11 protein-coding genes are annotated in these 15,988 nt (G+C 56.1%); 9 read left to right on the plus strand and 2 right to left on the minus strand.

From position 1 onward, the window contains the following. Positions 1 to 38 precede the first annotated feature (38 nt). A complete protein-coding gene (locus tag K2F33_RS13495; protein ID WP_244879490.1) occupies positions 39 to 479 on the minus strand; it encodes a hypothetical protein in 441 nt (146 codons plus the stop codon). A 652-nt stretch (positions 480 to 1,131) separates the two neighbouring features. Between K2F33_RS13495 and K2F33_RS13500 the strand changes: the two genes are divergently transcribed. The 5 genes from K2F33_RS13500 (at position 1,132) to K2F33_RS13520 (ending at position 5,987) form a co-directional block, all read left to right on the plus strand. Then, positions 1,132 to 1,611, plus strand: a complete 480-nt coding sequence (locus K2F33_RS13500) for a DUF3995 domain-containing protein (protein ID WP_256992953.1) — start codon at positions 1,132 to 1,134, stop codon at positions 1,609 to 1,611. A gap of 143 nt (positions 1,612 to 1,754) precedes the next feature. After that, positions 1,755 to 2,099, plus strand: a complete 345-nt coding sequence (locus tag K2F33_RS13505) for a DUF805 domain-containing protein (protein ID WP_263881975.1) — start codon at positions 1,755 to 1,757, stop codon at positions 2,097 to 2,099. Between the two features lie 337 nt (positions 2,100 to 2,436). Next, positions 2,437 to 3,405: an ABC transporter permease gene (locus K2F33_RS13510; protein ID WP_145950258.1), complete on the plus strand. Its 969-nt coding sequence runs from the start codon at positions 2,437 to 2,439 to the stop codon at positions 3,403 to 3,405. A 15-nt stretch (positions 3,406 to 3,420) separates the two neighbouring features. Continuing rightward, positions 3,421 to 4,329, plus strand: coding sequence for a carbohydrate ABC transporter permease (locus K2F33_RS13515; protein ID WP_076173532.1), 909 nt, complete (start codon positions 3,421 to 3,423; stop codon positions 4,327 to 4,329). Positions 4,330 to 4,379: 50 nt separating this feature from the next. Continuing rightward, positions 4,380 to 5,987, plus strand: coding sequence for a type 2 periplasmic-binding domain-containing protein (locus K2F33_RS13520; protein ID WP_089548583.1), 1,608 nt, complete (start codon positions 4,380 to 4,382; stop codon positions 5,985 to 5,987). A 106-nt stretch (positions 5,988 to 6,093) separates the two neighbouring features. On the opposite strand, the gene K2F33_RS13525 is transcribed toward K2F33_RS13520, so the two are convergent. Next, the gene (locus K2F33_RS13525) at positions 6,094 to 8,394 is read right to left on the minus strand and encodes a helix-turn-helix domain-containing protein (RefSeq protein ID WP_263881976.1); all 2,301 of its coding nucleotides are present in this window, start codon (positions 8,392 to 8,394) and stop codon (positions 6,094 to 6,096) included. A 186-nt stretch (positions 8,395 to 8,580) separates the two neighbouring features. Between K2F33_RS13525 and K2F33_RS13530 the strand changes: the two genes are divergently transcribed. The 4 genes from K2F33_RS13530 (at position 8,581) to K2F33_RS13545 (ending at position 15,986) form a co-directional block, all read left to right on the plus strand. Continuing rightward, positions 8,581 to 9,969: an alpha-L-fucosidase gene (locus tag K2F33_RS13530; protein WP_263881977.1), complete on the plus strand. Its 1,389-nt coding sequence runs from the start codon at positions 8,581 to 8,583 to the stop codon at positions 9,967 to 9,969. A gap of 83 nt (positions 9,970 to 10,052) precedes the next feature. Further along, positions 10,053 to 11,339: an alpha-L-fucosidase gene (locus tag K2F33_RS13535; RefSeq protein WP_263881978.1), complete on the plus strand. Its 1,287-nt coding sequence runs from the start codon at positions 10,053 to 10,055 to the stop codon at positions 11,337 to 11,339. A gap of 193 nt (positions 11,340 to 11,532) precedes the next feature. After that, on the plus strand, positions 11,533 to 12,852 hold the full coding sequence (locus K2F33_RS13540; protein ID WP_263881979.1) for a glycoside hydrolase family 125 protein: 1,320 nt from the start codon (positions 11,533 to 11,535) through the stop codon (positions 12,850 to 12,852). Beyond that, positions 12,849 to 15,986, plus strand: a complete 3,138-nt coding sequence (locus tag K2F33_RS13545) for a beta-galactosidase (protein WP_263881981.1) — start codon at positions 12,849 to 12,851, stop codon at positions 15,984 to 15,986. The genes K2F33_RS13540 and K2F33_RS13545 overlap by 4 nt, the downstream gene beginning before the upstream one ends. Positions 15,987 to 15,988: the final 2 nt, after the last annotated feature.

Genomic DNA, 15,988 nt, shown 5'->3' on the forward strand with positions numbered 1-15,988 from the left:
ATATATTACTAATAATCTTGGAGCCGCCGCTAGGTTGTTTAGGCCGACGCCAATTTTTCAATGACGATCGAAGCGCTAGTCGTAGGCGTTCCGCCGCCTATGCTACCCTGAAGTGTTTGGGTACCCATATTATCGGTTCGGTTCAGAGTCAAGATGCCTCCCGCGGTTAATCGTGCTACGACTTGACCTTGATAAGGGTTATTGCCCGCACCGGAGCCATAATTACTGCAAGGAACCAGCGTGGCAGGCAGCGGTCCGGCGGCATCCGGATCGAAGAACAGGCCGAATGCGCTGTTTCCGGCAGTCGGGAATACTTCCCAGCTGATGTTATAGAAACCGGTTTCCAGGATATTGACGGTGGAAGGGCTGGTAAAAGAAGTGGCCGTTCCGTTAATGACGGAGTTATTAAAAGTGACGGCGCCGCCTTGGCCACCGGGAGTAGGGGCTGCGGCTACGGTTTGATCGACCGTGCTGCACAAGAATGCAAACGATGCGATGCCCCCGGCTGGACCGGCAGGACCTTGAGGACCGGCAGGGCCTTGTGCTCCTGCAGGACCTTGAGGACCGGTAGCACCCTGTAGTCCTGGAATGCCTTGTGCTCCAGGAAGACCTTGTGGTCCCGGGAGACCTTGTGCTCCTGCAGGACCTTGAGGACCGGCCGGAGCATTTACTTTAATTTTCGGGGGAGGACAGTTTACCTTTACGATCTTTTTAATGACGCGGTGTTTCTTATTTCTATGGTGGTGAAAAACAATTTTACCTCTGCAATGCTTTCTTGGACAATGCAATGATATACACCTCCTGTCGATTTGTCTACAGAGTATGGGTTTGCTTCACATTTGGCATGGACTGATAACTATCATTTGCTAGACTAACGGCTATATTTTGAGAAAACGGGCATATGCGGGGTATTTCTTGGGACAAGCGGTTTGTCTGCCAATCCATAGGAATAAATTGATAGATTGGTTTACATATTCGATATTTTCAGAAGGCGATGCTATTTTGACGCATTATTAAAAGATGGAGAGAGATAGACAATTGAGAGCACAAATGGGCAAAATGGATACTGCATAGCTCAAAAAGTGCCCGGACTTAGGCAGGAGTGCGATGACTATTAAGGGAAGGCAAAGGATGGGAATGATCCAACATAAAGAAGTGTATATCTTTACGGGGTTTATCTGGTGCCTTCTGTTTGCGATCATCAGCTTTTACTGGGCAGGCGGAGGCATGATTGGCGTAAATACATTAGGAGGGTTCATCTATAATCAAGCCATAGAAAGGGAAGCATCGTTCATAGCCATAGTCTGGCTTACTGGATTCGTGAAATTGTGCGGGGGCTTATTTTTGCTGCTGCTTCTAAGGCCATGGTCCAGCATGACGAACCGGGTTTTGTATGTTCTAGGGCTACTAGCGGGGATTTTGCTATTCTTCTATGGCCTGGCCAACGTTGTTTCTCTTATTTTTGCCTGCATAGGGCTGCTGTCCCTGCAGATTGACGATTTTGCGCTCAGGTGGAGGCTCTTTTTTTGGGAGCCATTTTGGATGCTGGGAGGAGCGTTATTTATCCTTGCTGCACTCAAGTTTAAAAGGGAGGCCAAATCAAAATCATGATCCTTTTGTAAAGCAGCCGACTTCTCAGCAGACGGCCGCTTTTTTTCATTTCTGAAATTTCATGGAAAAATTTGATGGTATCTGCTGTGTTCTATTTCATGCTAAACTCAATCGGATTCAATATAGGATAGGGGAAGTTTAGGATGGAATGGTATTTAAAAGCATTGAAAAATTACGCAGGATTTCAGGGGAGGGCATCCAAAAAGGAATATTGGATGTTTATGCTGTATGAAGGAGTGATCTACATCGTGCTTTCCGTCCTCGAGGAAATCGTGGGGCTGTCTTACATATTATCCGGGATCTATTTTGCAGCTACCTTCTTGCCGGCTTTGGCGGTTGCATGCCGCAGACTCCACGATACGGGAAGAAGCGGTTGGTGGAACTTGATCGCCCTGATACCGATCGTGGGTATCATTATTTTTGTTGTGCAAACCTGTCAGGCAAGTCAGGAGACGGATAACCAATATGGCCCCCAACCCGGAATGTAATTTTTGGGAAAGAAGGTGGGCGAGACATAAGGATAACTTCACAAGAGGAAGGCTGCCGGCCGATTGAGCCGGGAGTCTTTTTTGCTCGGTTGGTCAATTTTGATATGCCGCCCTTATCACGCCGGATCACTCAAAAATGACACATTGTCCGCTTGTCCAAGCCGCTTGTCATCAGGCCGCAGGCACCTTGTCACCGGGGCTTAGGGGCAGCAGCTAAAATGACATATTTACGTGCACCGCTCCCTGGGCTATCGTAAAAATGTAAGCGTTAGCACACCTGACATACTGTGGCAACGATGGGTGGAGCACAAACCATTTATCAGGAAGGGGTGATCCTATGCAGGAAACCAATACGGCGTTTGCCGGCCGCCCGGCGGCGGCCATGCCGACAAAGAGAAAAGGCAAAGGTTTATGGAAGCGCATCATTATGAACTGGGAGCTGTACCTGTTTATTGCGCCGGCCTTTTTGTACTTTCTTATTTTCTGTTACGGGCCGATGTACGGTATCCAGATCGCGTTCAAGAACTTCATTCCGACAAAAGGAATCACGGGAAGCCCGTGGGTCGGCTTCGACCACTTCGTCCGCTTCTTTCATTCCTACTACTTCTGGGATCTACTCTGGAACACGCTGAGCATCAGCTTGTACTCGCTGGCCATCGGGTTTCCGATCCCGATCATTCTGGCGCTGGCCTTCAACGAAGTCCGAAACGGCTTCTTCAAGAAGCTGTCCCAGACGGTGACGTACGCGCCGCACTTCATTTCCATGGTCGTTATGGCGGGGATGATTATCACGTTCCTTTCGCCGTCGACGGGGATCGTCACCCACATGATCGAGGGGCTGGGACTGAAAGCGCCGGACTTCCTCACCGACCCGCGCTGGTTTAAGACGATGTACGTCTTCTCGGACGTGTGGCAGAGCGCCGGCTGGGGCACGATCATCTATCTCGCCGCGCTCTCGGGCGTTGATCCGGGGCTGCATGAGGCGGCGATTATCGACGGGGCCTCGCGCTTCCAGCGCGTGCGTCACATCAACATCCCGGTGCTGATCCCGACGATGACTATCCTGCTCATCCTGAATATGGGCAGCCTGCTCGGGGTCGGCTTTGAGAAAATCCTGCTGCTGCAAAACCCGCTCAACATGAGCTCGTCGGACGTCATTTCCACCTTCGTCTACCGCTCGGGTCTGGTGGATGCGCAGTACAGCTTCTCGACCGCCATCGGCCTGTTCAACTCGGTCATCAATGCGGTATTGCTCATCGTCGTCAATCAGATCGTCCGCCGTACGAGCGAGAACAGTTTGTGGTAGAGAGGAGGGGCTTCGATGTTATCCGGAGTCAGAGAAACCCGGCGGGATAAAGTTTTTCTCGCCTTCAATTACCTGTATGTGTTTCTGGCGTTTCTAATCGTGTTCTACCCGCTGGTGTACATGGTCAGCGCCTCCATCAGCGACCCGAAAGCGGTCGGGTCGGGGGAGATGTGGCTGTGGCCGAAAGGCATTACGTTTGACGGCTACAAGCGGGTGTTCGAGAACACAAGCATCTGGACGGGGTATGGCAACACAATTCTGTACACCGTGGTCGGGACCGCGATCAACCTGCTCGTGACGCTGCCGGCGGCGTATGCGCTGAGCCGCAAGGACTTTGTCGGCCGCAACTTCTTTATGGGCATGTTCATGGTCACGATGTTTTTCGGGGGCGGCCTGGTGCCGACGTACCTCCTGGTGAAGCAGCTGGGCATGGTCAACACGATGTGGGCGATCGTCATTCCGTCGGCCGCGTCGATCTGGAACATCATCGTCTCACGGACGTTCTTCCAGAGCTCGATTCCGAAGGAGCTGCAGGAAGCGGCGCAGATCGACGGGTGTACGAACATGCGGCTGTTCGTGAAGATTATCCTGCCGCTGTCGATGCCAATCATCGCGGTCATGGCCCTGTTCTACGGGGTGGGCAACTGGAACAGCTACTTCTCGGCGCTCATTTACCTGAACGACTCGGCGAAATACCCGCTGCAGCTGGTGCTGCGCCAGATTCTGGTGCTGCAGGAAATGGCCGCGCAGGGCGGAGGAGCGATCGACGCCTCCACGGCAGCCGCGATGAATAACAAGGCGGAAATCGCCGCTCTGGTGAAGTATTCCGTGATTATCGTCGCCACGATTCCGGTGATTGTCATTTATCCATTTCTCCAGCGTTACTTTGTGCAAGGTGTTATGATTGGTTCCGTAAAGGGCTGATCCTGCCTGCTTAGAATCGACATCAAGTCAAAAAGGGGAGTTTATAAAACATGAAAAAGCTTCGCAAGGCGTCATCCATTCTGCTCTGCCTCACCGTATCCGCCAGCCTGCTGGCAGCCTGCGGTTCCAACGGCGACGGGGGTTCCTCCTCAGCTGCCGGATCTGCGGCCGAAGGGGTTAAAAAAGAAGGCTTTCCGATCGTGGACAAGCCGCTCACGCTAAAAGTGATGTCCCAGGACGCGGGCGTGGCCGACTGGAACAAAATGCCCGTACTGCAAGAGATGGAGAAATTGACGGGCATCCACCTGGAATACCAGCTTTCGCCGATCGACAGCTTTGAGACGAAAAAGAACCTCGTATTCGCGAGCGGCGACTTGCCGGATATATTTTATGCGGCGGATTTGAAACCGGCGGAGCAGGTGACATACGGAAGTCAGGGCGTTCTGATCCCGCTCGAAAAGTACATCGACGAAGGCTATGCGCCGAACATCAAGAAAATTTTCGACGAGCATCCGGATATCCGCAAGTCGTTTACGACGCCTGACGGGCATATCTACGCGCTCCCGAACATCGATCTGTCGGCGGTATGGTACCGCAGCCCGATGTGGTATAACGGCAAGTTCCTGAAGGCGCTGAACGTAACCGAGCTGCCGAAGACAACCGACGAGCTGTACACGCTTCTGAAACGCTTCAAAGACGAAGATCCGAACGGCAACGGCAAAAAGGATGAAATTCCGCTGACCTCGGTCAAGCTGGACGACCTGCGCATGTATTTCCTCGGCTTCTGGGGCATCTATGACGAAGTCATTTACGCCGACAAGGACGGAAAAGTGCACTATACGCCGCAAGAAGAGGGTTATAAGGGCTACCTGACCTTCATGAATAAACTGTGGAAGGAAGACCTTCTGGATCACGAGACGTTCTCGCAGACGCCGGATCAGAAGAAGGCCAAGGGGCAAAACAACCAGATCGGCGTGTTCAACGACTATTTCCCTTACTTCACGCTGGGCGGCGAGCCAAGCTCGGACAACCCGCTGATGACGCCGGTCGCCAGCGAAATTCCGGGAACGCCAGTCTACGGCAAGCATCCGGGCATTTCGGCCAACGGTACGTTTGCGATTACGAGCAAGGACCCGAATCCGGAAGCGACGATGCGCTGGATCGATTACCAATACGGTTATGACGGAGCGACGCTGTTCAGTCAGGGACCGGAAAATACGCTGTGGAAATACAAAGATAAAGAAGCCCATGAGAAAGAATGGCTGCCGGTACCGGGCGGCGGCGACCGTGAGGAATATCGCGGCACACTGACGCCGAACTACGGCATTCTCGCACCGGGCATGAATTCCGCGGAATTGACCAAAGGGCTGAAGAGCGACTTCGACCGCTTCATCGACAAGGAAAACGCGGAGAAGCTGACGCCGATCGGCAAAACGCCGTTCCCGAACGTCTATTTGACCAATGAAGAGCAGACGGAAGCAACGGCACTGTTGTCCGACCTGAACACTTATGTCAAGCAGATGGAAGCGAAGTTTGTGACCGGCCAGGAACCGCTCTCGAACTGGGACAAGTATGCAGCGCAAATCAAAAAAATGGGAGGCGACCGGATCGCCGAGCTGTACCAGGGCGCTTACGACCGCTGGAACTCGGGCAAGTAACCGGATCATCCGTACCATGCAAAAGCAAATAGCCAACATCGCCCTGCTGCGCAAGCGGCAGGGGAGTTGGCTATTGCTTTAAGAAGAAGCGGGAAGAGGCGCAGCCTCATTCCTCGTCCGGATCGGAAGAAGCGGGAGGCTGGCCGGTTTCGGAGAACAGCTTCCGGTACTGCCCCGGCGTGTAGCCGGTCTCCTTCTTGAACTTCCGCGTGAAGTTCGGGGTGTCCTGGTAGCCGACCCGCAGAATGATGTCCTTGAGCGGATCGCTGGTCGTCCGCAGCTGATGAATCACTTCTTCGAGGCGCTTCTGCCAGACATACTGGATGAAGTTCAGCCCCATCTTTTCCTTGAACGACCGGCTGACGTGGGACGGCGAGATGTCGAATTCAAAAGCGACGCTCTCCAGGCTCAGCGTATGGTCGGTGTAATGCCCGTCGATGTAAGCGACGATCCGATCGATCATCGACTGCTCTTCCTTCTGGTTATTCCGCTCGACCTGGCTGCAGACCCGGGAAGCGAGGCTGAGCAGGCCGCGTTCGACTTCCTCGAGCGAGCTGCTGTACACCATGCCTGGAGGCACGTCCTGCAGCACGCTGTGGATACCGAGCTCGGATGCGGTCTTGAGGATCGTGTTGAGCAGGTCGAAGCAGACGCAGCGCATCAGCATCGCCGATACCTCGGCCGCCTGCAGGTCTTGCACCGACAAGGAGATAATTTGGGCGGCAACGTCGTAGCTGCCCTGCTTCAAGCTCTGGGACAGCTTCATCAGCGTGTTGTTCGGCACCCAGGCCGTATGGTCCGGCGTGTAGGACAGCTTCTCGAAATACGTGACGCTGCCTTGGCCGGTGGTGGCCCGCAGCTCGAAAGCCGAGCAGGCTTCGATGAAGGACTGGTTCAGCTGGTCCGGGCTCGGATAGCTGGTGCCGACGCCGATCATCGGAAAGACGTCGAAGGATTCGAGCAGACAGCCGCGGACCGCCTCAACGATCTGGTGCATCCGGTTGAACTCCTCGGCGCCTTCTTCCGGATCGTAGCAGATGATGAGCCCCAGCTGGTCCAGCTGCGGAAGCTCCACGCCATAGCCGAGAGCTGCCAGCTCAGGGAATTCGATCTGGGTCAGCAGCCGGATCATTTCGGTGCGGTCCTGCCGGTCGCTTTTCTCCTGCTCTGCCGGCTCCGACCCGATGACCATCACAAAGTAGCGTGACCGGTCAAAATGAAGGTCGAACGCCTCCCGCAGCTCCGGCGACAGGCTCTGGGCGCTGCCGTACTTCAGCAGCATCGAAAGGAAGTGGTTGCGGGCGAACGGCTCCTGCAAATCGATCCGCGAGCTGTATTCCTGCAGCGCGGTGCGGATCCGGTCCAGCTCGTTGCCGGACGGCGTCTTGCCGCTCTGCGGCCGCTTGGCCGGGGAGTTGGTGGAGGCAAACTCCACGAGCATCGAGATCGGCTGGTACTGCATGCGGGCAAGGAGCAGCGCGATGGCCGCGCCGACTAGGACGACAATGATGAACAGCATGATGATAAAGCTCCGCACGTGCAGAACGCTGCTGAAAAATTGCGAACTCGGCATGGCGGTAACGTAGGTCCAGCCGTTATTGTCGGATTTGACCGAGACGATGGAATGCGCCTTGCCGTTAATGGTCCGTTCGTGAATGCCAGGGGACAGATTGATCAGCGACTTGGCCTCGCTTCCGGTGAGCGCTTCGCCTTGACGGTTGTCCACCAGAATGCGGCCTTCGTTGTCGAGAATATACGTCAGCCCCTGATAACTGCCGAGAATGGAATCGATCAGGCTAGTAAGCTCGGATTCCCGGATCAAATACATGACCGTTCCGTGCGGCGTCGGACTGTTGGGCGTAATCGGAATTAGGTACGCGAGCATCGTTTCTTTTAAACCGGAAGCGTTGCTGACCGTATCGGCGGGACGCATCTCCGGATACTGGCCCTCATTGAGATCCTTGAACATCCGGCTCTTGTCCCAGCTCTGGAAGCTGAACTTTTTGGCGAATACATCAAGATTGTACAGGCCGTTGCTGGAATAGATTTTCTCATCTTTATGAAAATAGAGGAAAATTTCGCCGATGATCGAGCTGGTTGCCTTGTACTGATCCAGTGCCTGAATGGCGTCTCCGCTCGTCAGCGGGTCATGGACCCGGTATTTCGTCAGCCTCTCGTCATAGGAGACACGGGAAGCGATTTCGCTGAGCTCCTTCATCCGCCCGTCAATGATCACTTTAGTCTGGGTCAGCTGATCCAGCCGGGAGTGCTCGATCTCGGAGCGGAGATTCGTCACAGCGTTTTCATAAATAAAGATCGTCATGAGGATCAAGGGAATCAACAAGATAAACAAATAGGACCAGATATATTTCAAAAACAGCTTGGACTTGAAGTAATTTTTCTTCAACAATTCTGCCTCCCGTTAACCGTAATGCGTCTGATCAAGTTCCATGATACCAATATTTCGGGCTTTTGGACATAGAGAGAAAAACGAACGAAGTCGAAATATGGAGAATTTTGTTGATAGGAAGGCGCGGTTTAGCGGCGGGCAGCTCAATCTATGATAAAAATCCGAATCAATGGAGGGTGTAAGATGAGCGAAATCAAGCAGGTCCAGGAAGAACAGGAGTCCGTCGTCGTGGAAGGCGTCCACAATTACAGCAGTGAAGAACATTGGGTGAAACCCGAGGATCCGCTGCTGCTGGAGCGTCTGGAGTGGTTCAAGGACCAGAAACTGGGCCTGATGATGCACTGGGGGCCTTATTCCCAGCTCGGATTGGTGGAATCCTGGGCGCTGAGCGACGTGGATGAGGAATGGTCCAGAAACGAAATCGACTGGGACATCGATGCGGAGGAGCTGAAACGCGAGTATTTTGCCTTGAACAAAACGTTCAACCCGCTCCGTTTCCAGCCGGAGCTGTGGGCGGATCTGGCCGCCGAGAACGGGTTTAAATATTTAAACTTTACGACCAAGCACCATGACGGGTTCTGCATGTGGGATACGAAGACGACCGACTACCGTATCACTGGGCCGGACTGCCCGTTCCATACGCACAAATACGCGGATATCACCAAGCAGCTGTTTAACGCTTTCCGGGAAAAAGGGCTCGGCATCTCCGCCTACTTCTCCAAGGCGGACTGGCACACCCCGTATTACTGGGCTCCCGGGATGAAGCCGGGAACAACGACATCCCGCGGGCCGACCTACGATCCGAAGGAATATCCGTGGCTGTGGGAGCAGTTCGTCCAGTTCACGCATGAACAGATCATGGAGCTCATGACGAATTACGGAAAGATCGACGTACTGTGGCTGGATGCCGGCTGGGTCAACGACTATCGGGATCAGAACATTCGTCTGGGCGAAGTAGTTGAGCGGGCGCGGAAAATTCAGCCTTGGCTGCTGTCGGCGGACCGCACGGTAGGCGGACCTTACGAAAACTTGATCACGCCGGAACAGACGCTGCCCGAACGCGCGCTGAGCGTACCTTGGGAGAGCTGCATCACGATGGGATCGGCCTTCTCCTTCCGCTATGAGGACGACTACAAGACGGTCCGGCAGCTGATCCATCTGCTGGTTGAAATTGTTGCTAAGGGCGGCAATTTGGCGCTGAATGTGGGACCGCAGCCGGACGGACGGATTTCCAAAACGGCCATCTCCCGCATCAAGGGCATGGGCGCATGGCTGAAGGTTCACGGCGAAGCCATTTATGGCACACGCATTTGCGAGCCGTATTCGGTCGGCCGGGTGCAGTTCACCCAAAAAGGTGACACGACTTACGCCTTTTACCTGTACCGGGACGAGCACGAAGCGGTTCCAGCGGAGCTGCATCTGCCGCTGCAGCAGCCGTTCAGCCGGATCGATCTCGTCGGCGGAGCGGACAACCTGGAATTCCGGCGCACGGATGACGGCGTTGCCATCCGCCTTCCGGAGAAGGAACGCGAAGGGCTGGCGCCGATCGCGCACGTGTTCCGTATCCGCTAAGACAACGGGCAGGCGCGGCATAAGAGTATAGATCCAAACACCGCCTATAAACAACCGAATACAACGCGAAAGGTGCGACCGATATGCAACCATGGTTTGAAAACGCAAAGCTGGGGATTTTTATCCACTACGGCATTTATGCCGTCGAAGGAGTGGCTGAATCCTGGTCATTTTACAACGGACACATTCCCTATGAACAATACATGAAGCAGCTGGACGGATTTACGGCGTCGAAATTCGATGCTGAAGCGTGGGCCGACTTGATCGAAAAGTCCGGCGCCAAATATGCGGTGCTGACAACGAAGCACCATGACGGGGTAGCGCTCTGGGACACGAAGTACAGCGATCTGAACGTCATTCAGAAAACGCCGGCCAAGCGGGATATCGTTAAGGAGTACGCGGAGGCCATCCAGAAGCGCGGGATCCATCTGGGCATGTACTATTCCTTGATCGACTGGTCCCATCCCGACTATCCGAGTGTCTATGAAGGGGGCAAGGTGCCGGAGGATTTGAGCACGGCCAACCGCTTCTCCAGTCCTCAAGACGGCATTCAGGACGAAGAGCGCTGGCAGAAGTTCCTCGAGTTTAACAACAACCAGCTGCGGGAAATTTTGACGAATTACGGCAAGGTCGATCTGCTCTGGTTCGACGGGGACTGGGAGCGCAGCGCCGAGCAGTGGAACCTGCCGGCCTTTAAGGAATATTTGCACACGCTGAATCCGGACATCATTATCAATTCCCGCCTGCAGGGCCACGGCGATTACAAAACGCCGGAGCAGGGCATTCCGATCACGAGACCGGAGGGGCCATGGGAGTTCTGCACGACGATCAACACGTCCTGGGGCTACGTGCCGACAGATAACAAATACAAGTCGCTGAACCAGATCATCCGCATGTTCTGTGACTGCATTTCGATGGGCGGCAACATGCTGCTCGATATCGGACCGCGGGAAGACGGCACGATCGACAGGCGGCAGGAAGATATTTTGCTCGGATTGGGCGATTGGATCCGCACTCACGAAGAGGCGGTGTTCGGCACGGAGGAAGGCATCATGACCCGTTATTACCTCGGAGGCAGCACGGTGTCCAAGGACCGCAAGACGCTGTACCTGTTTGTCTATGACGATCCGAAGGAAAACGTCTGCCTCAAAGGGCTGTGCAACCCGATCAAAAAGATCACCGTGCTCCACTCGGGCAAAGAGCTTTCGCATGAAATTCACGGCGGGGTGCCGTGGTTCAACATCCCGGGAACGACATGGATTCACATGACCCCGGAGGACACCCATGAGCAGGTAACGGTGCTGAAGCTGGAGTTCGACGAAGAGCTGGAAATGTACGGCGGATCCGGCGCCGTCGTAACCCATAACTGACGGATGGACCGGACGCTATAAGCCGACTAAACGGACGATCACGGGGAGGAACGCCTTGCACTTTTCACGGCGGGGCCTCCCCCTCTTTCGGGTAAACGGACAGGATTCGGAGGCCAAAGGTAATCATGGCTTAGCCGCATCGTCTTAGGATCAGCCCGGAGCATATGACCATGTATACAAAAGGAGATCAAGAATGGAACAATTCAGATTGCCACAAATCAACATGCCGCGAATGGAACTTCCGGCTTCCATTCAGAACGTGCTGACCGAAGCGGAAGAGAAGCTGTCGCACCGGCCCAAGCTGCTGCAGCTGTTCAAGAACTGTTTTCCGAACACGCTGGAAACGACCACGAAGCTGATGGATGACGGAACCACCTTTGTCATTACCGGGGATATTCCCGCGTCCTGGCTCCGTGATTCCGTGGAACAGGTCATGCATTACGTGCCTTTCGCCAAAGAGGATGCCGCGCTGCAGCGGATGATCGGCGGGCTGGTCAAGCGGCATATCCAGTACATACATATCGACCCGTACGCGAACGCGTTTAACGAGTCGGCAAACGACTGGCACTGGAACAAAGCCGACGTGACCGATATGGGCCCTTGGGTGTGGGAGCGCAAGTTCGAGATCGACTCCCTGTGCTTCTCCATGCGGCTCGCCTATGCATACTGGAAGGAAACCGGGCTGACGGACATTTTCGACGCCGGATTCAAATCGGCGATGCGGATCATTTACGAGCTGTTCCGGACCGAGCAGCGTCATATGGAACAGTCGCCGTACCGTTTTATGCGCAATAACGGCATCCGGCAGGATACGCTGGCAAACGGAGGGCTCGGCATGCCGGTCAACTATACGGGCATGGTCTGGTCCGGCTTCCGCTCCAGCGACGACGCGTGCGACTTTCATTACAACATTCCGGGCAACATGTTCGCCGTGGTTGCGCTCCGCCACATGCAGGAGTTTGCCGAATGGGTGTTCCGCGATACGGGCTTCCTGCAGGAGCTGAAGGCGCTTGAGGAAGATATCCATCATGGCATCCAGCTCTACGGCATCTACCGCCATCCGGAATTCGGACCGATTTACGCGTACGAGACCGACGGGTTCGGCAACTACTGCCTGATGGACGACGCGGGTACTCCGGGACTGCTGTCTATTCCTTATCTGGGCTATGTCACAGCCGATGATCCGATCTATCAAAACACAAGACGCTTTGCGCTGTCCAAAGCCAATCCGTTCTACTTCGAAGGCCGGGCGGCAAAGGGCATCGGCAGCCCGCATACGCCGGAAGGCTATGTGTGGCATATGGCTTTGTCCATGCAGGGACTGACAGCGGTCACGAAGGAAGAAAAGCTGGAGATGATTGCGACGCTGGAGGCGACGGACGCGGGAACAGGCTACATGCATGAGGGATTCCTTGCCGACGATCCAGCCGTATATACGAGATCGTGGTTTGCCTGGTCGAACAGCCTCTTCTCGCAGCTGGTCTATCAAGCGATGAAAGAAGGGATTCTATGAGCCGGCAGGTCATCATTTTCTATGATTCGGCGTTTCCGGGCGCATCGCTTCCACCGGCTGCGCAGCTTGATGAACTGCGGCGGATCGGTAAAGTGGCCGACGCCAAAGGTCTTGCCGAAGCGCTGCGGACTGCTGAGAGAGGATGCTTCGTAAATCTGCATGCGCCGTATTTTCCGAAAGATGCATGGGCGGACATTGCGGCGTTTCTAAGAAGCGGCGGCGGGCTCGTCAGCGCCGGCGGGGCGCCGTTCCGCCGGCCGGTCCGGCTTGAGGAAGGGGCATGGAAGGCGGAGGCGGAGCAGACCGCTTACCACCGGGAGCTGTACATTCATGAAATACTGCATGTGGACGCCGGACCGGTCGCGAGTCTGCGGGCTTCGGAGCAGATCCCGCTTCTGGCCGGACAGGAGCAGCTGTTTGGCATCAGCGACACGCTGAACCTGGTGCCGCACACGACCCGGAACGCCGATCTGCCGCACCAGATGGGCTCCTCCGGCACGATGAGCACGCAGGTGCATGCGCTGCTGACCGGCATATCCGCCGACGGCCGCGAGGTAGCCGCTCCGGTAGTGCTGTGGGAGAACTCGCGCGGTGATTTTGCCGGTTCACGCTGGCTGTTCGTGAACGTGCCGCTCACCTCCGCGTTCTGGAATCAGGGCGGAGCAGAGGCGCTGGGTACCTGGGCAGAGTTTGCCTCGCGTCCGGTCACCGAGCTGTCGCTAAAGACCAATTACGCTGCTTATGAGCCGGGCGATCACGCGGTCTTGACGCTGCAAACGCAGCGGATCTTTCCGAAGCGGACCGCGATTCGGGATGCAGAGCGATGGACGTTCGCCCTTACGGTAGAGGAGGACGAAGGGGACCAGAAGTGGGAGCATCGGTTCACAACGGGCGTTACGGGCGAGCTGGACTTCGTCCGGATTTCTGTGCCGCTTGCGCTTCGCGCCGGGCTGTACCGGGTGGAATGCACCGCTGCGTCGGAAGACGGAGAAGTAAGGGTGCTGCGTCAAGGCTTCTGGGGGCATGACGCACAGATGCTTCAAGAAGGAAGCCTCTTGACCCGCGGGCGGGACTATTTTCTCAAGGACGGCCGGCCGCTGCCGATTGTCGGCATGACGTATATGGCGTCCGATGTGGCCCGGAAGTTCCTGTTCCTGCCGAACAGCGACGTGTGGGACCGGGACATGGCCCAAATGGCGTCAGCCGGCATCAATTGGATCCGTACCGGGGTGTGGACCGCCTACCGCAACATCATGCAGGTCGACGGCCATGCCTCGGAGGAGGCGCTTCGGGCGATCGACGCCTTTATCCTGACGGCGAAGAAGCATGGACTTCACGTCACGTTCACCTTTTTCTCCTTTACGCCGGAGACGTGGGAAGGGGTTAATCCTTATCTGGATCCGCAGAGCGTGGAGGCACAGAAGCGGTATATCCGCTCCATCGTCTCCCGTCACCGTCACACGACGAACGTGGACTGGGACCTGATCAACGAACCGTCGATGTTTGACCCGGTGCGTATTTTCTCGGCCGGGCCGCGCTCTGCGCATGACCGCTATGAACGGGCGGCCTTTGCGGAATGGCTGGAGCGGCGCCACGGCCAAATCGGGCAGCTGCAGGAGCGGTGGAATATGACGCCGGAGCAGTTGCCGAGCTTTGCGGCCGCCGCGATTCCGGAGCCGCAGGAGATCAACTTCGACGTGCAGGATATGCATTCAGGCAAGAAGGGGACGCGTTGGCTGGATTACTGCCTGTTCTCGATGGACATGCATAACCGCTGGGCCCTGCAGCTGTATGGCACGATCAAGGAGCTGTGTCCGGATCAGCTGGTCACTGTCGGCCAGGACGAGGCGCTCGGCTCGCAGCGGCCGTCGCCGTTCTTTTACCGCGAGGCAGCAGACTATACGACGGTGCATTCTTGGTGGCAGAACGACGATCTGGTCTGGGACGGGATTTTTGCCAAGACGGCCGACAAGCCGAATGTCGTTCAGGAGACGGGGATCATGTACGTCGAGACGGCCGAAGGGCTGGCCAAGCGGAGCGAGCGGGAGCTGCGCAGCATGCTGGAGCGCAAGTACGCTTATGCGTTCTCGACGGGCGGTGCGGGAGCAATCCACTGGATCTGGAACACGAACTTCTATATGGATAACGCGAACGAATCGCATATCGGTGCCCTGCGGGCCGACGGCACGGAGAAGCCGGAGGCGGACGTCTCGTACGAGTTCGGCCGGTTTATGGCGGGGATCCGCGACCTGTTCCGGGACCGTCAATTGGAGGATATCGCGGCGGTGTTCCCATACTCGAACGACTTCTCGAACCGGAAGTTTGCGAATGAGGCAACGCGCCTGATGACGCGCGTGCTGTCCTATCAGCTGAAGCTGCCGCTGCGGGCCGTGTCCGAATACGACCTGGAGCCGCTGGCGGAGCATCCGGCCAAGCTGATTCTGCTGCCAAGCCCGCACAATATCGAGGACGCGGCTTGGGCGAGGCTGCTTGAGATCGTCCGGAGCACGGGAGCGGTGCTGCTCGTGACCGGGCCGCTCTCGATCGACGCGTACTGGCGGCGGACGGAGCGGGCGGCGGATCTGCTAGGCGCTACGGAGATCCGCAACGTACGGCGCGAGGAGACGCTGAGCCTTCAGGGCAAGCGGCTGCCGGTTTCCTTCGGGAAGCGGCGCATCGCTGAGGTGAACAAAGAGGTGCTGGCGTCGGGCGACGGCCAAGCCGGTTCGGGAACGCCTGCTGCCGACGCGGTGACCGACATCCCGCTGGGCGCGGGCAGATTGATCTGGAGCCCGCTGCCGGTTGAGCTGAACGAACGGATTGACATCACGGCCGAGCTGTACCGCTATGCGGCGGAGGCGGCCGGCTGCGCCAGCGGCCTGACCTGGCTGCAGGGCGGGGACAACCCGGGGATTTACGGGCGCAGACTGCGGTTTTCCGAAGGCTTTTTATACATTTTCGTATCGGAATATGCGTGGAATGCCCAGATTGAAGTGCAGGACGACGATACCGGAGCCGTCTATGCGTTCGAGCTGGAGCAGGAGCGGTCGGTGCTGTTTGCGGCCGATGCGGAAGGACGAATACAGGCGGTGTACCGCCCGCACGAGGTTCAGATTCAAGTCAAGAAAAGCTAGGA

This window comes from Paenibacillus sp. PSB04, from assembly GCF_025809195.1.
Taxonomy (GTDB): Bacteria; Bacillota; Bacilli; order Paenibacillales; family Paenibacillaceae; genus Paenibacillus_AQ; species Paenibacillus_AQ favisporus.